The sequence below is a fragment of the Thiocapsa roseopersicina genome, assembly GCF_900106925.1.
GTDB classification, from domain to species: domain Bacteria; phylum Pseudomonadota; class Gammaproteobacteria; order Chromatiales; family Chromatiaceae; genus Thiocapsa; species Thiocapsa roseopersicina.
The window spans coordinates 78404-99574 of the sequence record NZ_FNNZ01000001.1 but is presented as its reverse complement, the minus strand read 5'-3'; the positions used below and the strand labels follow the sequence as shown (position 1 = coordinate 99574).

The following is a 21171-nucleotide window of genomic DNA, read 5'->3' as shown; positions in this document are numbered from 1 at the left end:
TCGATGACCCTTGGAGTCGGCGCAGTTTAGAAGATTGAAAGATATGGCATTCTGAACCGTATCTCCACCGAGACTGCGGGGACACCCCGGGACCACACTCGATTCAGATGACGCATTTCTCGCTGGACGCGGTTTAGATCGCGCCTTGCGTCATCCCTCGGCGCGAAGCCAAAGACAACCCTCGGCACTTGCCGCCTGGATCGCTGCGAGACGTTCGGCGTGGGCGGCGAGTGCGGCCGTGTCCGCCTGAATGACCCGCAGTCGCGGCCGACTCGGATCCAGTCGGCCGCGCTGCCGACCGTCCGGCCCGGGCTGAGACGGCGTCGCAAGCTCCTCCCCGAGACTCAAGGCCACCTGCCCCCCCGTCATGGCGAGATAGACATCCGCCAGGATCTCGGCATCCAGCAGAGCGCCGTGCAGGTCGCGATGGCGATGATCCACGCCGTAGCGCTTGCACAAGGCATCGAGGCTGTTGCGCTGCCCCGGGTGCATGCGCCGGGCCATGAGCAGCGTGTCCGTCACCTCGCACAGGTCCCCGATCCGCGGCGCCTCGGCATTCCAGCCGGCAATCTCGCGATCGAGAAACCCGAGATCGAAGGCCGCGTTGTGGATGATCAGCTCGGCCCCTTCCACATAGTCCAGGAAACCCTCGGCAACCTCGGCAAAGCGCGGCTTGTCGGCGAGAAAGGCGTTGGTGATGCCGTGCACGTCGGAGGCGCCCGCATCGATCTGCCGATCCGGCTGGAGATAGCGGTGGAAGTTGTTTCCGGTCAGGCGGCGGTCGATCAGCTCGACACATCCGATCTCGATGATGCGATGGCCGGCCTGGGGATCGAGACCCGTGGTCTCGGTATCGAGCACGATCTGTCTCATTTAAACCGCGTCCAAAGTAAAACCCGCCGGGTTGCAGACAGCCGAATCCCCGCGGACTCCAACTGCCTCGTACCTGGCGCGGTTTAAAAAAGAAAAATTCGAACATCTGAATCGCGTCTGCGCCGACGCAAACCGAGTCAGGCGACGCCGAATCGAATCGAAAACCGCGCATGTCCTGCCGAACGCGATTCAGCCCCCGATCCCTCGATTCGCCAGTCGGTCCGCGCGCTCGTTCTCGGCGTGCCCGGCATGGCCCTTGACCCACTTCCAGCGCACCTGATGGGCGCCGATGGCGGTATCCAAACGCTCCCAGAGGTCGCGATTCTTGACGGGCTTGCGATCGGCCGTCTGCCAGCCGTTGCGTTTCCAACGCGGCATCCATTCCTCGACACCGCGCTTGACGTATTGAGAGTCAGTGACGATCTCGAGACAGGTCGGACGCTTCATGGTCTCGAGCGCCATGATGACCGCCATCAGCTCCATGCGGTTGTTGGTGGTCGCGCGCTCGCCGCCGCAGAGCTCCTTCTCGACCTCCCCCCATCGCAACAGGACACCCCAGCCCCCGGGGCCCGGGTTGCCTTTGCAGGCACCGTCGGTGTAAGCGCGCACGCAATCAGGCATGACCGGCTCTGCGTGTCGTCGGCTCCGCAGCACCGCCGCGCAACAGCGACCGCCGCCCCCAAGCCGGGCGCAATGGCGTCAAGGTCGCGACGCGTTTGACGGCTCGGATCAAATAGACCCCGCCCAGGATCGGCCAGAGGCGCCGCCCCAAGGTGTCGAATGCCGCACAGCTCGGCCCCAAGGCGCGCCGAAACGGCGGCCGAAACATAATGTGCTCGCGAAGCTCGATATCGAAACCCAACACGGACAACCAATCCTCGATTTGATAGGCGGTGCGAAAACGCCCGCACCAGGGAACCTGCGTACCGGAACCGTGCAGCAGGGACCAAAGGCCCCAGGCACTGAGCGCGTTGAAGCCCAGTATGATCACCCGCCCCTCCGGGATCAGGACACGCTCGACCTCGCGGAGTACCGCCTGGGGATCGGGCGAGAAATCCAAGGTATGCGGCAGCAGGAGGGCGTCGATCGAATCACTCGCAAGCGGCAGCCGGCTCGGCAAGCCGACGATCTCGCGTCCACCGTGACCCGACGGCTGCTCGCAGGGCATCAGGATTCGATGGCGGATCCGACTCGAGGCCATCGCGTCTCGAAAGCTCTCGGTCACGCCGATCTGGACTAGGTAATAGCCGAAGGTGTCACTCAGCAGTCGCTGAACGCACGCGCTCTCGAGCGCCGCCACCTCGGCTCCGAGCGGCGACCGATACCAGTCTTGTAGTTGTGCCAGGGGTGAACCCGGGCCCTTGCGCACAGTCATGCCGATGCCTCTTCAAGAGGCGCATGTTAACCGTGATTGAGCGTACTGTCGTGCGGGCGTGGGGCCGAATTTCCTGCGGCCGGATCTGGAATTGACGGCCCGCTTTGGGTATGATGCTTTCCTAATTCCTGGAAAACTCAATTAAACAATCGCTTACCGGGAATTCTTAGGGGGGAAACATGCCTGATGCCGCTGGTTTTGCGCGCACGCTCAGCGCGCTCGGCGTACTGACGCTGCTCTTGAACGGTTGCGCGACGGAGACCCGCACGGTCGAGAATGACCTCGGAGACTCTGGCTACTCAGGCATGGTTTCCGCTCGCGAATACGGTTACGTCCGACCGGCAACCGATGTCGTGGTCATGGAAAGGCGGACCGCCGGGCGTTTGGATTCGCGTGGTGACCTCTGGAACCGTGTCCGCACCGGGATGACCCTTGATCTCTACGCGGACGCGCGCATCGACAGCACCGTCGAGCGCTTCCGCCGAGACCCCCAGTATCTGTCCAGGATGTCCCAGCAAGGGATGCCCTATCTGCACATGATCGTGACCGAGATCGAGCGGCGCGGACTGCCGATGGAGCTCGCCTTCCTGCCTCATGTCGAAAGCCGCTTCAATCCGGTTGCCACGTCACCCAAGGCGGCCGCCGGGATCTGGCAGTTCATGCCCTACACCGGGCTTGAAATGGGCTTGCGACAAGATGCCTGGTACGACGGCCGACGTGACCCGCTGGCCTCCACCGGCGCGGCACTCGACTACCTGGAGCAGCTCAACCGACGCTTCGACGGCGACTGGACGCTCGCCATGGCTGCGTACAACTGCGGTCCGGGTCGCGTGGCCGCCGCACAGGCTGCCAATCGCCGCAGCGGCAAGCCGACCGACTACTGGTCGCTCAACCTTCCGAACGAAACCAAGCAATACGTCCCGCAGATCCTCGCCACCGCACGCCTGGTCGCCGCACCGACCCGCTACGGCCTCAACCTTCCGCCGGTGCCCGATCGGCCCCAGCTCGAAGTGGTCCGCACGCATCAGCCGATCGATCTGAACCGGGTTGCCTCGGCGACCGGCGTTCAGCTCTACGAGCTGCAGCGCCTCAACCCCGCGCTTAAGCTCGGAAGGACGGCCCCCGACGGCCCCGGCCATATCTTGGTGCCGGCAGGGACCGGTCAGCGGATCGGCAAGAAGATGGGCCAGGTCCAGATCATGCCGGCCATGGCCTCCGTGGCCCAGCCCAGACCCAGTGCCGCAACCCGCTCGAAGGTCGCGCGCGCCGAGCGCCATAAGTTACATACGGTGAAGGGCGGCGAGACCATCGCCTCGATCGCGCGCGCGAACGGTATCGAGCCGCGCACACTCGCGGATCTGAACGGCGTCTCCGTTCGTGAGCCGCTGCTCTCGGGCCAAACACTCAAGGTCCAGGCAACCGATGACTCCGCCTTGATCACGCACTTGGTCACCAAGGGCGATTCAGTCAAGACACTGGCAAAACGCTACGGCGTGAGCGTCAAGGATCTCCAGCGTTGGAATCAGCTCGCCGAGACGCGACTGAATCCAGGCGACCTGATCCTCATTTATCCGCCGGGGCGCGCGCCGACCTCCTGACGCCGGGTTGTTTCGCCTGATACACTCGCCGGAATCGCGCTACCGCCCCAGGGGGCGCTCCCGACGGGACAGTCCGATGAACGACCACAAAAACGTCTTGGGTGAGCCGCTCGAGGTCTGCTCGCTCGATCCCTTGACCGGCTTCACGCGCAACGGTGACTGCGAGACCGGCCCGCGGGACGCGGGATCCCACACGGTGTGCGCGCGCATAACCCGCGAGTTCCTCGAGCTGAGTCTCGCCCGCGGCAACGACTTGGTAACCCCCCAGCCCGAATACGGTTTCCCCGGTCTCAAGCCGGGCGATCGCTGGTGTCTCTGTGCCGCGCGATGGCAAGAGGCCCTCGAAGCCGGAGCGGCCCCGCGTGTCGTCCTGAGAGCGACCCACGAGCGCGCACTCGAGGTCGTCAGCCTCGCCGACCTCAAGTCGCATGCCTTCGATCTGTCGTGACGCCAGGGCGAGATCAGGTCGAGCCGCAGGTCGCGTATTGATCATCGCCGCGGTGCTGTCGATGCTTTCGGCGCACGCACCGGCGATGTCGTATCTTCCCCTCGTGGATCCGAGCACACCCCGAAACCTCGACCAATCTCATCGCGCACCCTCGGGCAACGCCGACCGGTTGGTCGTCAAGAAGGCCGAGCGTCGCCTCTACCTGATGCGGGGAGACCGGGCCTTGCGGAGTTACGAGATCGCACTCGGGTTTCGACCGATCGGGCACAAAACACGCGAAGGCGACGGCCGTACTCCGGAGGGACGCTACCTGCTCGACCGCCGGAACGACCGAAGCCGGTTCCATAAGGCGCTGCACATCTCCTATCCGAGCCCCGGCGACCGGTGGCGCGCCGAGCGTCGCGGCGAGCCGCCCGGAGGGATGATCCTGATCCACGGCCAACCGAACGAAAAAAACCGCTCGACGCGGATCGAGGACGATTGGACGCTTGGCTGCATCGCCGTCTCCAACCGGGAGATCGACGAGATTTGGTCACTGACCGTCGACGGGACGCCGATCGAGATCTTGCCATGAACACCGAGAGAGCCCCGCACTCGGACTAGGAATGAATCGATATCCCCCGACACCACTCGATATCACCGGGGTCATCTTGGCAGGTGGCCGCGGAAGTCGCATGGGGGGCGTGGATAAAGGGCTGGCGGAGCTCGCCGGTCGCCCGATGATCGAATGGGTGCTGGAAGCGTTCGCACCGCAGGTTGGCGCGCTGCTCATCAACGCGAACCGTCACCGCGAGATCTATGCGGAATACGGCGTGCCTGTGATCGCCGACTCCGACCCCGTATTCAACGGACCCTTGGCCGGGATGCTGAGTGCCATGCGCGCAGCCCGAACCGATTGGATCTTGACCGTCCCGTGCGACGGGCCTCTGTTGCCGCCGGATCTGGCAAGCCGACTCATCGCGGCGTTGGTCTCGGGCGAGATGACTTCGGCGACGGTAACCGAAGGTGGGCGCATTCACCCGGTCTATGCACTCCTGCCGGTCTCGCTCGAACAGGCGCTTTCGGCCGATATGACAGCAGGCGCTCGGAAGGTCGGAGAGTGGGTCGCGCGACATCGGCCAGCCTTGGCGGATTTCAGCGATCAGCCGCAGGCATTCGCCAATATCAATTCGGCCGAGGACGTCGCGCGGCTCGCATCGCAGCTGATGCCATCGAGGTGAAAGGGAGACGAGAGCCCGGTCCTTGCAGAGGATAGGACCCGGCGAAACCAGAAGAGACAAAAGCTCTCAAGGGCCGAGGCCATTGAGAGCAGTGCGACGGGGAGCGGGGGCCGCAGGGTCGATCCTACGAAGAACCCCGGCCCCCGTCGGATCGAGCAATCCAGCTCGGCTCCGGGTGGTGTCGCGACCTCAGTCGGGAGTCACGTTCTCCGCCTGAGGGCCCTTGGGGCCTTGAGTCACTTCCATGGTGACCCTTTGACCCTCGAGCAGCGTTTTGCGCCCGGAGCCGTTGATGGCGCTGTGATGGACGAAGACGTCCTTGCCGCCTTCGCGCTCAATGAAGCCATATCCCTTCTCGTCATTGAACCACTTGACCGTCCCGGAAACCAATTCACCTGGCATATCAACCTCATCACTTAACGGACCAACCTGAGTTGGCTTTACTTAAACCCAGCCTTGAAACAAGGCTAGTGTGTCCTCCACTCGGTCTGGAGTGGAATCTGAATCAAGACCATCTGACTCAGTCTTTATCATGCGTCGGATCCCGGTCACCGAAGGGCGGTCCATGGTTCGCGTGCAGCATGCCTTAACCGGATTTTTTGTTGTTGTTCCATACCCCATAGCGCCGTGCAGCGCACCCTACCCGACGACATCGATGTCTGCAATCGGCTTTGCTCCGCAGACGCCGATAAAGCGCTCGAAAGCGAATGCGCTGAACCGGACACGAAAACGTCTAACGGAAGGCGGATGCTCATCGTAACGGGATTGAAGAGGAGGCAGGAATAAGATGCGGATGTCGGAATGGGGTCGATCGTCTGATATCGGTATCTAATCTTGTACAAGATCGGCATCAAGGGGTGTCGAGCGATTCGAAGAACCTGATCCGAATTCCATGCGCGAGGCGTTCACTTGCGCCTAGTGTACCGCGAAATTCGAAAAATGCGCGCCGATTGCAGCCGTCGGAGCAAAAAAATTTGCGCCTGGACGAAACCTCTCAGCCCGACCGCACGGGCCCCTGCCAAGCCGGTCCGGAGCTGGACTCGACCCTTTGAATGCTGGGATACATGAGATTCCGGTAAGGCATACTGACGAAATGCCCCTGAATCGCGTCCACGCCCGCGGCGAACAGCATGGGCAGAAGCTCGGCGTTGTCGACCGCCAGAGCGATCACCCGCATGCCCTCCTTCTTCGCACACTGTACCAGCGCGTTGACTGCATCCTGCGGGACGCGCCGCTCGACCAACCCCTGCGTCATCGCACGCTCGAGCTTCACATGCGTGATGAGGTCGCGGTGCTCGGCGAGAAAGTCGCAGTCCTCGACCCCGGCATCTTCGATTAAAAGGCCATGATTCTTCGCTTGCAGCACCTGGGCAAACCGCTCCAAGGCGGCCCGCGCATCGGTAAAGGCGGACTTGCGCACCTCGATGACAACCGAGCCGCGGGCAAGTCGGGCGGCCGAGATAAAGGCGCCGAGCGCCTTCGCCGTCTCCGTCGAGCTCAGTGTCTCGGTGGCGACGTTGATGAACAGCACCGCATCCTGCGCTCCGCCCTCCTGCATCTCCTGAAGCGTCGCCAAGGCACGGCGCAGAATCCACAGGTCGATCTTGGCCATCCAGCCGGCAGACTCCAGGACGGGCAGAAACTCACCGGGCATCAGCAGCTTGCCGGTGTCGTCCTTGAGGCGCACCAGGGTCTCGAACATGCTGCGATGCTCTTCGTGGGTACTCAGGGAGATGATCGGCTGAAACTCAAGCGTGAGCCCGCCTGCATCGATCATTGCACGGATGCGGGCCTGATCGGCAACCGGACTCTCCCCGACCGCCGGTGCGTTGGGCGGGGAATCGTCGTTGCCCCCGCGCGCAGTGCGACTCAGGTCATGGATCGTCGCCAGCATGACCGACCGCGGGGCGCCCTGATCGAGAAGGCCCGCCGAGCGGCGAAGACCGCGCAGCTCCTTTCGAAGGGCACAGCTCTGGAGCTCGCGCTCGCACACCATCAGAAGGTGATCCAGATCGTCCCGCACGACTAGGTCGGCGGCACCGAGACGATGGCCCTGTTTCGCACTCAAAGGATTCCCGGCCGCCTTCACCAGGACCAGCGAGGCATCGAGATCGTCCCGAATAGGCAGGATAACGGTCTCCACGCCGAGGGCCTCGAAGCTCGCGCCATCACACAGGATCAGGTCCCACCAATCGGGGCGCTCCAAGGCGTCGCGCAAGCCCTCGGGCGAGGTGACCTCGGTCAGATCGACCGCAATGCCCTGCCGGTTCAAGAGCGCTGCAATGCGAAGGTCCGAGGGCTCGGGGTCGATACAGAGGATTTGCTTCGCTTTGCTCATTGCGATTGGACGGGGCCGCGCACGGATCCTAGTGGAGTGACAGGACCATACGGTGCGCGGGCCAGCAAGACAAGAGGTGCCGTCGAAACACTCTGAGCGCGCGCGTCAGACCCGCAGGCAATGGACGAGACGGGTCGTGCTCAGGCGCGTCTCCTCCGGATACGACAGCGCGCAGGCCGCGACTGCATCGGGGCAGCGCGGGTGGAAGTAGCAGCCCGAGGGCGGGTTGCTCGGCGAGGGCATGTCGCCTTCGAGACGAATCACCCTGCGCCGCTTGGCTCGGTCGATGACAGGCACGGCCGAGAGCAGCGCCCGCGTGTAGGGATGGCGCGGATCGTCGAGGATCTCGTCGACGCGACCGCACTCGACCACGCGCCCGAGATACATGACCGCTACCTCGTGCGCAAGATAGGCCACCACCGAGATGTCGTGGGTGATGAAGAGATAGGCGAGCCCGAGCCGATCCTGGAGATCCTTCAGCAGGTTGAGGATCTGGGCCTGGACCGAGATGTCCAGCGCACTGGTCGGCTCGTCGCAGACGATCAGCTTGGGCTCGACCGCGAGCGCGCGGGCGATACAGATGCGCTGGCGCTGCCCGCCCGAGAATTCGTGCGGGTAACGGTCGACGGCATCGGAGTCCATGCCGACCAGATCGAGCAGCTCGGCGACGCGCCGCATCCGCGCGGCCCGACTGCGCTCGATCCCGAGCGCTTGGAGGCCCTCGCCGATCAGATCGCCGACCAACATGCGCGGATTCATCGCCGCGTAGGGATCCTGGAAGATGATCTGAAGATCCTTGCGGAACGGACGCATCCGCCGATGCCCCAAACCCACCAGCTCCGCATCCAGATAGCGGATCGAGCCGCCGGTGGGCGTCGTCAGCTGCAGGATACCCTTGCCGGCGGTGGTCTTGCCGCAACCGGACTCTCCGACCAACGCCAAGGTGCGGCCCGGTGTCAGGTCGAAGGTCAGGCCGTCGACGGCGCGGACCTGTCCGACCACACGCCGGAAGACGCCGTCGTGGATCGGGAAGTGGACCTTCAGATCCCGGACCTGCAGCATGGGTGCGACGGCTGCTTCCGGATCCGGCGCGCCTTCGAGCGCCGTTTCGGGCGCTGCAGCCGCATCCCCCACCCCGCGCGTCAGACCCTCGGGTTGCCCGCCGGCCTGGTCCCAGAGATGGCAGCGCACGCCCTGCCCGGTCTCCAGGTCGCGCCAGACGGGCGCCTGGTCACGGCATCTGGGCATGACCGCATAACAGCGCTCGGCGAACCGGCAGCCGACGAACGCCTGATCCAGATGCGGGACGCGTCCCGGGATCACGGCCAGACGCGCGCTGCGCTTGTCCGCACCGGGCAGGCTCTCCATCAGCTTGCGGCTGTAGGGATGCGCCGGCGCGGCGAAGAAGGCATCGGTCGTCGCGGTCTCCAGGATCTGGCCGGCGTACATCACGGCCAAACGATCCGCCGTCTCGGCGACCACGCCGAGATCATGCGTAATCAGGAGCACGGCCATCCCGGTCTTCGCCTGAAGATCCTTCAACAGTCGAAGCACTTGGGCCTGGATGGTGACGTCGAGCGCGGTGGTCGGCTCGTCGGCAATCAGGAGCTGCGGGTCGCCGGCCAGGGCCATGGCGATCATGATGCGCTGCTTCATGCCGCCCGAGAGCTGATGCGGGTATTCGTCGACCCGTCGGGCGGGATCCGGGATACCGACCGCACGCATGAGCTCGACGACACGCGCCGGTGTCCGATCGCGCGATCCGCCCTCATGGACCCGGACGGCCTCGGCGATCTGGTCGCCGACGCTCATGACCGGGTTGAGCGAGGTTTGCGGCTCCTGGAAGATCATCGCCATCCGCCCGCCGCGGACTTGGCGCATCTCGGCCTCGGTCAGGCGCAGCAGGTCCGTTCCGGCCAAACGCACCGCGCCGGCCGCGACGCGCCCGGACGGCGGCAGGAGGCGCATCAGCGAGAGCGCCGTCATGGACTTGCCGCATCCGGATTCACCGAGCAGCACGAAGGTCTCGCCCCGGCGAATCTCGAGATCGATCCCGTCGACGACCCGAACGGGCCGCGCGGCATCCCCGAGCAACGTCGTCAGTCCCGAAACTTCGAGCAGAACATCGGACGACATCAGACGCTCACCCTTTTCGTTTCGAAACAAGCGATCGAACCGCACGGATGCACCGCAGGCGCCGGGGGCTCGCAGACGCAATCAGCGTGCACCCTTGAGCCTCGGATCGAAGGCATCGCGCACCACGTCCGCGAAGAGGTTCGCCGCGAGCACCAAGGCGAACATGAAGACGAAGGCCGCGGTCAGGGACCACCAGACGACCGGATCGCGCGCCAGCTCGAGTCGCGCGCTGTTGATCATGTTCCCCCATGAATTCATCGTCGGGTCCACCCCGATATTGATGTAGGAGAGCACGGCCTCGGCAAGCACCAGTCCGCTGAAGTCCAACACCAGGGTGATGAGCACGATATGCATGACATTGGGCAGGATATGGCGGCCGATCAGGGTGAAGTGACCGACCCCCAAGGCGGTGGACGCCTGGACATAGTCGACCTCGCGCAGCTTCAACGCCTCACCGCGCAGTAGACGGCACAGGCCGGTCCAACTGGTCACGCCCAGGATCAACACCAGGAACAACAGGCGCAGATCGGCGCGCTCCACCAGGCTCGCGAAGTCGTCGGCATGGTTGCTCATGTAGACCTGCAGCAAGAGGATGGCCGCGGCGATCAGGAGCACGCCCGGGATGGAGTTCAGCGTGGTGTAGAGATACTGGATGACATCGTCGACCCAGCCCCGGAAATAACCGGCCATGATGCCGAGCAAGACCGCGGCGGGGAGCATCACCAGGGTGGTGAGCGTGCCGATCAGGAGCCCGGTGCGGATGCTTTTGAGCGTCTGATAGAAGACGTCCTCGCCGACCTTGTCCGTCCCCAGGATGTGATATTTGAGCGCCAGCTCGCCGGCAATGGCGCTGAGCACCAGCATGATGCCGAGCATAATCAGGGCGGTCCGCCAGGGGATCGGCGTGCGTCCCGCCAGGATGGCCGCACGGGTCGCCGCCGAGGTCTCCCCGCGCGAGCGGGCGATCAACCAAAGGATGCCGGCCGCCAGGACCACCCAGATGACCAGGCCCTGCAGCGCGCCCCAAGCGGCGCGCCAAGCGATGTCGAAGCCGCGCTGACGCGCGGGATCCTCCAGATGCGCGCCACCGTATTCAAGCCGAGGATAATCGCGCAGCAGGGTCCCGTCCGGCTGCTCGATCGCCTCCTTCACGAAGAGATGGGTGGCGAACGGCGCCGAATAGGTCTTCTCCTGACGCTCGCGCAACCCGCTCAGAGCGAGGTCGAGCAGACTCAAGACCTCGGGCGAATAGCGGGTCTCGGCGCCGTTGTCCCCTTGCCGGTCGAGCGCGAGTCGAAAATGCACCGTGTCGAGCAGCCCGACGACCACATAGAAGCCGAGCACGACGATGGTCGCCACCCCGACCCGGGAGCGCACCACCCGCCGCCAAGGCGCACGCATGTGCTCGTGCCGCGAGGCATAGAGCACGAAGGCGCCGATCAATGCCAACAGCAGAAACACCAGACCATCGGTCCAGAGCACGACCGGCATCACGCTCATGGCTGCAATCTAACCCGCGGATCCACCAGCGTGTAGGAGATATCGGTCAGGATCAGCCCGACGATATAGAGCACGGCTCCGAGGAACACCATCGAGCGCACGATCGCGAAATCCTGGCTGTTGATGGCGTCGATGGTGTAGCTGCCGAGCCCCGGGATCCCGAAGAAGGACTCGCTGATGAGACTGCCCATGAAGAGCAGCGGCAGCACCACGACGACACCGGTCAGGATGGGGATCAGGGCATTCTGCAAGACATGGCGGAAGAGGACACGCCGCTCGCTCAAGCCCTTCGCCCTTGCGGTGCGGACATAGTCTTTTGAGATCTCCTCCAGAAAGAGTGTGCGATACCAGCGGGTGCCGGCCCCGATCCCCCCGATCACGCCCACGATCACAGGAAGGATCAGGAATTTCCAGGCTTCCACGCCGGTGTCGTAGCCCGAGATGGGCACCAGGTGGAAGAGCTTGCCGAGCAGAAACTGCCCGCCGATGATGTAGAAGAGGCCCGAGATCGACATCATGGCCACCAGCAGGACGACGCTGCCGATGTCCACATAGGTCGCGCGAAAGAAGACGATAAAGAGCGCATAGGAGATGTTGAAGGCGAGTCCGACCAGCAGCACGGGGATGGCGATGGCCAAACTCGGCCACATCCGCTGAGAGATGTCGTAGCCGATATCGCGACCGTTGTCGGACGAGCCGAAGTCGAAGACGAACAAGCGGATCGATTTCTCGAAAAAGATGGTCTCGGTGAAGCGCCCGAGACCGGAGGCATCCGGGTTGTAGAGCAGCGGCCGGTCGTAGCCGTGCTCCTGCTTCCAGGTCTGGATCGCCTCCTCGGTCACCCGTTTCTCGCCGAGATGCATCCGCGCCATGTCGTCCGGGGCGTTGACCACGAAGAAGAGCACGAAGGTGATAAGGTTCACCCCGATCAGGATCGGGATCGCGTAGATCAATCGCCGGATGATGTAGGCGGTCACAGCGCGGTGCTCCGCTCGCGCCGCCACACCAGCCAGAGCGCCGGAAGGATGATCACCGAGAGGAGTCCCCCGATCGCCCACAGCGGCCAAAGGATCGGCGGGTTCCAATCACGGCGCAGCCGCTCGCGCAGCTCGGGGTCGACCCGGCGGTATTTGAGCGTGTTGTTCGCCATCTGATTCGGACTGGCGTTGTACATCCATCGATGGTGCAGGCTGAACGCCTTGGGGTTGAAGCCCCACAGCCAGGGCGCGTCGGTGCGCGCAAGCTCGACCATGCGGTCGATCGCGGCCTGACGCTCCGGACCGTCGTCCATGAAGCGCATCGCGTTGAAGAGACGATCGAATTCCGGATTGGCATAGTTCGACGCGTTCTCGCCTTGATGCTCGACCTTGCCGTTCGGCCCGTAGAGCAGGAAGAGGAAGTTCTCCGGGTCCGGGTAGTCCGCGTTCCAGCCCCACATGAAGACCTGACCGGTCCCGTTGCGGATCTTCTCCTGAAACCGGTTGTAGTCGGTCGAGCGGATCACGAGCTCGATGCCGAGCTTGGCGAACTGCTTGCGGATCCAGTTCAGACGGGCGCGGTCGTCGGGGCCGGTCGCGATCGCCTCGTAGTTGATCGTGAGTGCCCGCCCGGTCGCTTGGTCGCGACCGCCCGGATACCCTGCCTGCTCCATCAGGACGCGGGCCTCGTCGAGACTGCGCCGCACGGCCCGCCCACCGACCCATTCGTAGACGAACGGATTGATCCCCGCCTCGCCCTCGCGATAGCCGAAGATTCCCGGCGGGATGGGGCCTTGCGCGACCAGACCGCGACCGTTGGTGAAGATGGAGATGAACTCCTCGAAGTCCACCGCGATCGAGATGGCCCGCCGCAGGAGGCGTGCCCGCTCCGAGTCGCCGCCGATCACGGGATCGAGCATGTTGAATCCCATGTACATGACGGACGGCTCGACCGATGTCAGCAGGCTGATCCCGCGCTCGCGCATCGCATCGGTCAGCACGGGCTCGCCCCCTGCGTCGATCTGGACGGCTTGATCGAAGGCGTCGGAGGCGATCCCGGAGCTGTCGTAAAAACCCTGCAGGAACTTATTCCAGCGCGGGATGCTTTCCTTCTCGAGGCTATAGATCGCCTCCTCGATGAAGGGCATCGGCCGGCCGGCATCGGCGAGGATCCCGGATGCCGTATCCTCGGGCATGCCCTCGCTCGGATAAGGCTCGCCGCGGAAATTCGGGTTGCGCTCGAGCACCATCCGCAGGCTCGGATTGTTCTCCCCGAGCATGAAGGGACCGGTGCCGACCGGGTACCAGTCCAGCGTGATGTTGCGCTCGTGCAGCCCCGGCTGGGCGTAGAAGACCTCCGCTTCCCAAGGCATAGCGGCAAAGAAGGGCATAGCCAGCCAGTAGGCGAACTGCGGATACTTACCCTTGACGCCGATGCGGTAGCTGTAGGGATCCACGACCTCGACACCCGCGATCTCGGAGTCCCGCAGTCGGGCCACTCGCTGCAACGGATCCGTTTCGGCCGTCTCCGCAAGGCTTTGCGCATACTCCTCGAACCCGAGGATGTGCTTCTGCATCACCCCCGCGATCGGCGAATGTGTCCAGGGCGCGGCCAGCCGCTTGATCTGGTGGACGTAGTCCCAGGCCGTCAGCTCGCGTGTCCCGGTCTGCTCGAAGTCTCCGAGCTGGTTGATGCCGCGCAGATCGCGTGCCGTCAGGGCATGATAACGATAGTCGCCCGAATCGTACGCGGCGAAGGCCGGATGGGGCTGGTAGCGGATCCCGGGCTGGATGCGGATCAGATAGTCGCTGCGATGGATCGACTCGGCCGGCGCATCCTGCGGGAGCGGGTTGCCGTCCGCGTCGAAATAGGCGGGCTCGGGCACCTCGAGCGCCGTGAGCGGCACCAAACGATAGGGACGCAGCAGAAAGTGGTACTGCAGCGGCGGCTCGTAGATTTGTGCGAGGAAGGCATACTCGTCGGCGCTGTAGGAGCGCGCAGGGTCCAGGTGCTTGGGCCGCTCGGCGAACGAGCTGTAGATCCGGTTGCCGGTCGCGTCGCCCGCCGGGTAGGGATCATTCCAAGGCGCCTCGCCGCATCCCGCCAGCAGGATGGCGGCCAGGCCAAGCAGGAAACGTCCTCGGATGTCGAACCGCTCGATTGTCCGCACGCCTGACCCTTTCACCGATAACCGAGTTTCTGTAATGTTAGCGAGGCACATGGGGGTAAGAAGAGGGATTGCATCGGCCTCGAGGTGTCCGCGCCGAGGCGCAGACCTCGCCCGCCGGACCCGCGGCGGCGGCGATCGCGATCTTCGAACGATCGCGCGGACAACCTCTCGGGTGAATTCATCCGTGCAAGCCCTTCCCGCCCCCACCGATCCGCGCGCCTTGCGGCGCCGCCCATTGAACGCCCACTGAACGGAAGAGATATCGAATTATGGGATTCCTAAGCGGAAAGAAGATCCTCGTCACCGGGGTCGCGAGCAACCGATCCATCGCCTGGGGTTGTGCCGAGGCCATGCACCGCGAGGGTGCCGAGATCGCCTTGACCTATCAGAACGACAAGCTCAAATCCCGCGTCGAAGACATGGCGGCCAAGTGCGACTCGAATATGACCTTTCCGCTCGATGTAGGCAGCGACGAGGACATCGAGGCCCTGTTCGCCGCGCTTGCCGAGCGCTGGGACGGCTTGGACGGGATCGTCCACTCGGTGGCCTTCGCCCCGCGCGAACAGCTAGAGGGCGACTATGTCGACGCCGTCACGCGCGAAGGCTTCGCAACCGCCCACGACATCAGCTCCTACAGCTTCGCCGCTCTGGCAAAGGCCGGCCGCGGGATGATGCAGGGGCGCAACGGCGCGCTCGTCACCATGACCTATCTGGGCGCCGTGCGGGCGGTTCCCAACTACAACGTCATGGGTGTGGCGAAGGCGAGTCTCGAGGCGAACATGCGTTATCTCGCGGCCTCTCTCGGTCCGCAGGGGACGCGCGTCAACGCCGTCTCCGCCGGTCCCATCCGCACGCTTGCCGCAGCCGGAATCTCGGATTTTCGCGATATGCTCAAGAAGGTCGAGGAACGCACGCCGCTGCGGCGCAACGTCAGTATCGAGGAGGTGGGAAATGCTGCCGCCTTCCTCTGCTCGGATCTGGCGAGCGGCATTACGGGAGACGTGCTGTACGTCGATACCGGTTACCACATCCTGGGCCTGGGCTAGAGTCGCGGCGGGGCGGCCGGGCAGTCGTACCGGCCGCCCGGCCGAGCGGTTGTCCGCGGCGGAGCCGGGCCCGAGGTCGGGTCAGAGGTCGGAGGTCGTCTTGATGGGATTGCGCTCCACCTTGGCCCGCAACTGCATGTCCCCGAGCATCCCGTCGTAGAGGTGACGCCCGAGCAATTGGGCGAGCATCTCGGCCTCGGATGCGGGTGAAGGACCTTCCGACGGAGCCTCTCCGCCGTCCTTGACCTCGGTGACTTGAATCACCGCAACATCTCCGTTCTCGAGCACGGTCGTGCCGACGCTTGCCGTGCCCTCGACGGGTGCAGGCAGGGTAAAGGCCAACTGCCGAACCGGCGCCGGAACGCTCTGGAGATCTCGGCCCACGGCACCCAGGGTTTCGACCACCGCCGAGGGCATCGCCTCGGACCAACTCACGCCCTGCCGAAGCTGCTCGACAGCGGTTCCGGCCGCCTGTAGAGCCGCCTCGCGGGCACGCTCCGAACGCAGCTCCTCGGCAATCTCGTCGCGCACCTCGTCGAGCGGACGAATCGCCGCCACACGGTGATCCGCGACGCGCAGGACGACGGCCCGAAGGACCTCGGGCTCGGGCTCGATCAGATCACTGTTGTTGCGACCCACGAGAACCTCGTCGCTGAACGCGGCACCGGTCACCCGGGGATGCGCGAGCACGCCTTCCCCACCCGAGCGACCGATCCAATCGCTCTGCAGGAGCGTCAGGCCAAGCTCGTCCGCCGCAGGCTGCAGGCTGTCCGGGGTTTCGTAGGCGACATTGGCGAGCCGCTCGCCGAGATCATAGAAGAGCGATTCGGCACGCTGGCGCGAGACCTCGGCGCGAAGCTCCTCCTTGACCTCGTCGAACGTTTTCAACGCCGGCGGAATAATCTCGGTCACCTCGATCAGGTGATAGCCGAAGCGCGTACGGACAGGCTGGCTGAGCTCACCCTCGGGGAGCGCGAAAGCGACCGAATCGAACACCGGATCCATGATGCCTTGCTCGATGGTCCCGAGCGATCCGCCCTCGCCCGCGCTTCCGGGATCCTGCGACTCGGAGCGCGCGACCTCGTCGAACGCTTGGCCCGCGAGGATCCGCTCCCGAATGGCCTGAATCTGCGCCTCGACGGCCTGCGCCGCGGCGTCGTCGGCGTCTTGCGGGACGGTCAGCAGAAGGTGGCGCACGCTGCGCTGCTCGGGCCGACCGAAGCGTGACTGATCCTGCTCGTAGAGGCGCCGAAGCTCGTCGTCGCCGATCTCCGCACCCTTTGCAAGCTCGGCGACATCGAGCACCAGATAATCCAGCTTGACCATTTCCGGGCTTTGGAACCGCGCCCCGTTCGCCTCGTAGAAGGCCTGGATCTCGGCCTCGCCGATCGGCGCATCGCTGCGGAAATCCGCCGCGGGCATGACGGCATACGACAGCTCTCGCCTCTGGCCGGCGAGTCGCCGATAGTCGCCGAGCTCTCGGCTCGTGATGAGCTCGCTTCCGACCACGGCGCGCAGCAGCTGGTTTCCGATCAACTGCTGACGCAGCTGCTCCTCGAATTGTGCGGGAGAAAGCCCTTGTAGGCGGAGCAGTTGCTCGTAAGACTCGCGATCGAAGCGGCCGTCGCGCTGAAAGGCAGTCTCGGAGAGGATCTGCATGCGAACCTCCTCGTCGGACACCCGCATACCGATGCGGTTGGACACGTCCAACAGCAGCGTTTGCCGAATCATGTCGTCAAGGACCTCGGCACGCAGGCGTCCTTCCTCGAAGAGCGCCGGGTCGTAGGCCGCGCCGAGGCGCTCGCGCAGCTCGATGCGCGCCTGTTGAGCACGCCGACTTAGATCACGGTCGGTAATCTCGACGCCATTGACCTTGGCGACGACAGGCTCACCCCCGACACCCAGGTAAGACTGGATGCCCCAGAGGGCGAATGGAATACTGATGAGTGCGACGATGACCCAGGCGAGCCAGCCCTGGGCACGTTCCCGAATGGCTTGAAGCATGAGGCTTTCAACTGCTGATTGGGGCGGTGGAGGACGGATCCGGGATAGAAGTCGGGAATACCGAAGGCGGTATCCCCGACTGGCAGTGATGGCGGAGCGGACGGGGCTCGAACCCGCGACCCCCGGCGTGACAGGCCGGTATTCTAACCAACTGAACTACCGCTCCGAAAAAACGTCGGCTTCGAAGAAATTGGCTTCGAAGCACTTGGTGGGTGCTGCAGGGATCGAACCTGCGACCCTCGCCTTGTAAGGGCGATGCTCTCCCAGCTGAGCTAAGCACCCTTTAGACGAACGACTATTGTACTGCGTCCTTCAGGGCTTTGCCAGCCTTAAATGAAGGTGTCTTCGATGCCTTGATCTCGATCGCCGCACCCGTCTGGGGGTTACGACCGGTGCGCGCGGCACGCTCCTTCACTGCGAAGGTTCCGAAGCCGATCAGGGAGACCGTATCGCCCGCCTTGAGCGCACCGGCGACGCCATCGGTGAAGGCATCCAGGGCCTTGCCCGCCGCAGCCTTCGAGATATCCGCGGCATCCGCCATTTTTTCGATGAGTTCCGACTTATTCATTGCTCCCCCTGTTGATTCGTTCACTTTGCGCAAATGCGGGCCCCGACGCCGAGGAAACCAAAACCGGCTTCCGCCCGATGAGCGGGACCGCAACACCGCCTCAGCGGCCCGACCGACCTGCGCTGCATGCTAAATCGGAGTCCAGACGAGGGCAACCGGCTTTTTGCCTTTCGTGCCGATAAAACGGCGTTCTGTAGACGAAACGATAACGACTCGCGCACAGCCGCACCGGACAACGCGCGACGGTGTCCCCCGAGGCGTAATTCGTCGCGGCAAGACATGCAGTCGGGGCGCTTCGAAGACGCTGCGACAGCCCGATGATCGGCGCCTGCGACGATCCGATTGGCCGGAGAATGTGGGCGGGAAGGAGATCCGAGGGTCGCACCGCGGCCAGAAGAGACCCAGGTCGCCCCGAGCGCCCTTCCGGCCCGGGTCGGCATCAATGGTGGAGCCGAGCGGTCTGATCGCGAACGGGCTCTGCCGGGGCCTCGCGCTTGTCCTCTTCGACCGTGATCGGGTCGCTTCCATCGGCCTCGGCAGCGATGCGCTCCGGGTGTTTCGTCAGCGCGATGTCTAGCACCTCGTCGATCCAGCGTACCGGATGGATCTGCAGGTGCTGCTTGATGTTCTTCGGGATCTCGGTGAGATCGCGCTCGTTCTCGAGCGGAATGATCACCGTCTCGATACCGCCCCGGTGCGCGGCGAGGAGCTTCTCCTTCAGCCCGCCGATCGGCAACACCTCCCCGCGCAGCGTGATCTCGCCGGTCATAGCGACGCTTGCCTTCACGGGGATCTTCGTCAAGGCGGACACCAGGGCGGTACACATCGCCACGCCGGCACTCGGACCGTCCTTCGGGGTCGCCCCCTCGGGCACGTGGATGTGCACGTCGAGCGTGTTGTGGAAGTCCGGAGGAACCCCGAGTGCGTCGGCGCGCGAGCGCACGACCGTCATCGCGGCCTGGATGGACTCCTGCATCACGTCGCCCAGCTGCCCCGTATAGGTGAACTTTCCTTTGCCGGGGACCAAGGCCGACTCGATCCGAAGTAGCTCGCCTCCGACCTCCGTCCAGGCCAGACCGGTGACTTGGCCGACTTGGTCGTGCTCGTCCGCGCGGCCGTACCGAAAACGCTGAACGCCCAGATATTTTTCGAGGTTCTTTGCGCTGACCGTCGTGGCCGTGTCGCGTTTCTTGAGCAGCACCTCCTTCACGACCTTGCGGCAGATCTTGGAGATCTCGCGCTCGAGACTGCGGACACCGGCCTCGCGCGTGTAATGGCGAATGATGTCGCGCAACGCGCTCTCGCGAATCAACACCTCGCCGTCCTTTAGACCGTTGTTCTTCATCTGTTTGGGGAGCAGATAGCGCTCGGCGATCGCGACCTTCTCGTCCTCGGTGTAACCCGAGAGACGGATCACCTCCATGCGGTCGAGGAGTGCCGGCGGGATGTTCAACGTGTTCGCGGTACCAACGAACATCACCTCGGAAAGATCAAAATCGACCTCGAGATAGTGATCGTTGAAGGTATGGTTCTGCTCCGGATCCAAAACCTCGAGGAGCGCCGAGGCGGGGTCGCCGCGGAAGTCCATCGCCATCTTGTCGATCTCGTCGAGCAGGAAGAAGGCGTTGCGCGAGCCTGCCTTGGAGAGGTTCTGGATGATCTTGCCGGGCAGCGCGCCGATGTAGGTCCGACGGTGGCCACGGATCTCGGCCTCGTCGCGCACGCCGCCGAGCGACATGCGCACGAACTGACGGTTGGTCGCCCGCGCGATGGACTGACCGAGCGAGGTCTTGCCCACACCGGGCGGGCCGACCAAACAGAGGATGGGACCTTTGAGCTTACGCACCCGCTGCTGGACCGCGAGATACTCGAGGATGCGTTCCTTGACGCGCTCCAGGCCGTAGTGGTCCTTGTCCAGCACCGCCTCGGCGACCTTGATGTCGTTGCGGATGCGCGTGCGTTTCTTCCAGGGCACGGCGACCAGGGTGTCGATGTAGTTGCGAACCACGGTTGCCTCGGCCGACATCGGCGACATCAGCTTGAGCTTGTTGAGCTCGCCTTGCGCCTTGGCCTTGGCCTCGCGCGGCATCCCGGCGGCCTCGATGCGCTTGGCCAGGTCCTCGATCTCGTTGGGCGCGTCCTCGAGCTCGCCGAGCTCCTTCTGGATCGCCTTCATCTGCTCGTTGAGATAATACTCGCGCTGATTTTTCTCCATCTGGCGCTTCACACGCCCGCGGATGCGCTTCTCCATCTGCAGGATGTCGTTCTCGGACTCCATCAGACCCATCAGATGCTCGAGGCGCGCCTGGATGTCGATCATCTCCAGAACACGCTGTTTTTCGTCGAGCTTCAGCGACATGTGCGCGGCCATGGTGTCCGCGAGCCGACCCGCCTCGTCGATGCTCGACAGCGAGGTCAACACCTCCGGCGGCACCTTCTTGTTCAGCTTCACGTACTGGTCGAACAGCGTGACCGCCGAGCGCATGAGCACTTCCTGCTCGCGCTCGTCGACCTCCAAGGTCTCGTCCATCGGCTCGATGTTGGCCGAGAAGGAGCTTTCGGTGGTCAGGAAACGGTCGATACGTGCCCGCTGATTGCCCTCGACCAAGACCTTCACGGTCCCGTCGGGGAGCTTGAGCAGCTGCAGGATGTTGGCCAGGGTGCCGATCTCGTGAAGATCCTTCACGCCCGGGTCGTCGACATCGGCGCTCTTCTGGGCGATCAGCAGGATCTGCTTGTCGCTCGCCATCGCGGCATCGAGCGCACGAATCGATTTGTCCCGGCCGACAAAAAGCGGAATCACCATATGCGGATAAACGACGACGTCCCGCAAAGGAAGAACCGGAACCTCCTGAAAAGTGCCGGATGCCGAGCTGGATACTGAATCGTGGTGCGCCATGTTGATCCGTTCTCGTGA

General features: G+C 64.1%; 17 protein-coding genes and 2 tRNA genes. 5 read left to right on the top strand and 14 right to left on the bottom strand.

Annotated features, from left to right (window positions below):
* Positions 1 to 150: 150 nt before the first annotated feature.
* From dnaQ to BLV04_RS00440, 3 genes are all read right to left on the bottom strand, one after another.
* A complete protein-coding gene (gene dnaQ, locus BLV04_RS00450) occupies positions 151 to 873 on the bottom strand; it encodes a DNA polymerase III subunit epsilon (protein ID WP_093027030.1) in 723 nt (240 codons plus the stop codon).
* 189 nt (positions 874 to 1062) lie between these two features.
* Positions 1063 to 1494 carry a ribonuclease HI gene (gene rnhA, locus BLV04_RS00445; protein WP_093027028.1) on the bottom strand — a complete coding sequence of 144 codons (432 nt, stop codon included), beginning with the start codon at positions 1492 to 1494 and terminating at the stop codon, positions 1063 to 1065.
* On the bottom strand, positions 1487 to 2248 hold the full coding sequence (locus BLV04_RS00440; protein ID WP_093027026.1) for a class I SAM-dependent methyltransferase: 762 nt from the start codon (positions 2246 to 2248) through the stop codon (positions 1487 to 1489). Before BLV04_RS00440 ends, rnhA begins: the two co-directional genes overlap by 8 nt.
* 179 nt (positions 2249 to 2427) lie before the next feature.
* Here BLV04_RS00440 and BLV04_RS00435 point away from each other — a divergent pair, with 179 nt between their 5' ends.
* The 4 genes from BLV04_RS00435 to mobA all read left to right on the top strand — a co-directional run bounded on the left by BLV04_RS00435 (position 2428) and on the right by mobA (position 5514).
* Entirely contained in the window at positions 2428 to 3846 is a 1419-nt protein-coding gene (locus tag BLV04_RS00435) for a transglycosylase SLT domain-containing protein (RefSeq protein ID WP_093027024.1), read from the top strand.
* A gap of 76 nt (positions 3847 to 3922) precedes the next feature.
* On the top strand, positions 3923 to 4294 hold the full coding sequence (locus BLV04_RS00430) for a DUF2237 family protein (protein WP_093027022.1): 372 nt from the start codon (positions 3923 to 3925) through the stop codon (positions 4292 to 4294).
* A gap of 85 nt (positions 4295 to 4379) precedes the next feature.
* Positions 4380 to 4868 carry a L,D-transpeptidase family protein gene (locus tag BLV04_RS00425; protein ID WP_093027827.1) on the top strand — a complete coding sequence of 163 codons (489 nt, stop codon included), beginning with the start codon at positions 4380 to 4382 and terminating at the stop codon, positions 4866 to 4868.
* 31 nt (positions 4869 to 4899) lie between these two features.
* The gene (gene mobA, locus BLV04_RS00420; protein WP_093027020.1) at positions 4900 to 5514 is read left to right on the top strand and encodes a molybdenum cofactor guanylyltransferase MobA; all 615 of its coding nucleotides are present in this window, start codon (positions 4900 to 4902) and stop codon (positions 5512 to 5514) included.
* 189 nt (positions 5515 to 5703) lie between these two features.
* On the opposite strand, the gene BLV04_RS00415 is transcribed toward mobA, so the two are convergent.
* The 6 genes from BLV04_RS00415 to BLV04_RS00390 form a co-directional block, all read right to left on the bottom strand.
* Positions 5704 to 5916, bottom strand: a complete 213-nt coding sequence (locus BLV04_RS00415) for a cold-shock protein (protein WP_007193172.1) — start codon at positions 5914 to 5916, stop codon at positions 5704 to 5706.
* Positions 5917 to 6508: 592 nt separating this feature from the next.
* Positions 6509 to 7852, bottom strand: a complete 1344-nt coding sequence (locus BLV04_RS00410) for an EAL domain-containing protein (protein WP_093027018.1) — start codon at positions 7850 to 7852, stop codon at positions 6509 to 6511.
* Between the two features lie 105 nt (positions 7853 to 7957).
* Entirely contained in the window at positions 7958 to 9988 is a 2031-nt protein-coding gene (locus BLV04_RS00405) for an ABC transporter ATP-binding protein (RefSeq protein WP_093027825.1), read from the bottom strand.
* Positions 9989 to 10069: 81 nt separating this feature from the next.
* Positions 10070 to 11488, bottom strand: a complete 1419-nt coding sequence (locus BLV04_RS00400; protein WP_093027016.1) for an ABC transporter permease — start codon at positions 11486 to 11488, stop codon at positions 10070 to 10072.
* Positions 11485 to 12465, bottom strand: a complete 981-nt coding sequence (locus BLV04_RS00395; protein ID WP_093027014.1) for an ABC transporter permease — start codon at positions 12463 to 12465, stop codon at positions 11485 to 11487. The genes BLV04_RS00400 and BLV04_RS00395 overlap by 4 nt, the downstream gene beginning before the upstream one ends.
* A complete protein-coding gene (locus tag BLV04_RS00390; RefSeq protein ID WP_093027012.1) occupies positions 12462 to 14636 on the bottom strand; it encodes an ABC transporter substrate-binding protein in 2175 nt (724 codons plus the stop codon). Before BLV04_RS00390 ends, BLV04_RS00395 begins: the two co-directional genes overlap by 4 nt.
* Before the next feature lie 269 nt (positions 14637 to 14905).
* Between BLV04_RS00390 and BLV04_RS00385 the strand changes: the two genes are divergently transcribed.
* Positions 14906 to 15682, top strand: coding sequence for an enoyl-ACP reductase FabI (locus BLV04_RS00385; protein ID WP_093027010.1), 777 nt, complete (start codon positions 14906 to 14908; stop codon positions 15680 to 15682).
* Between the two features lie 81 nt (positions 15683 to 15763).
* Here BLV04_RS00385 and BLV04_RS00380 read toward each other — a convergent pair whose 3' ends face one another.
* From BLV04_RS00380 to lon, 5 genes are all read right to left on the bottom strand, one after another.
* A complete protein-coding gene (locus BLV04_RS00380; protein ID WP_093027008.1) occupies positions 15764 to 17686 on the bottom strand; it encodes a SurA N-terminal domain-containing protein in 1923 nt (640 codons plus the stop codon).
* 89 nt (positions 17687 to 17775) lie between these two features.
* A tRNA-Asp gene (locus BLV04_RS00375) sits at positions 17776 to 17852 on the bottom strand.
* A 40-nt stretch (positions 17853 to 17892) separates the two neighbouring features.
* A tRNA-Val gene (locus BLV04_RS00370) sits at positions 17893 to 17968 on the bottom strand.
* Between the two features lie 13 nt (positions 17969 to 17981).
* Positions 17982 to 18254, bottom strand: a complete 273-nt coding sequence (locus tag BLV04_RS00365; RefSeq protein WP_093027006.1) for an HU family DNA-binding protein — start codon at positions 18252 to 18254, stop codon at positions 17982 to 17984.
* A gap of 439 nt (positions 18255 to 18693) precedes the next feature.
* Positions 18694 to 21153 carry an endopeptidase La gene (gene lon / locus BLV04_RS00360; RefSeq protein WP_093027003.1) on the bottom strand — a complete coding sequence of 820 codons (2460 nt, stop codon included), beginning with the start codon at positions 21151 to 21153 and terminating at the stop codon, positions 18694 to 18696.
* Positions 21154 to 21171 lie beyond the last annotated feature (18 nt).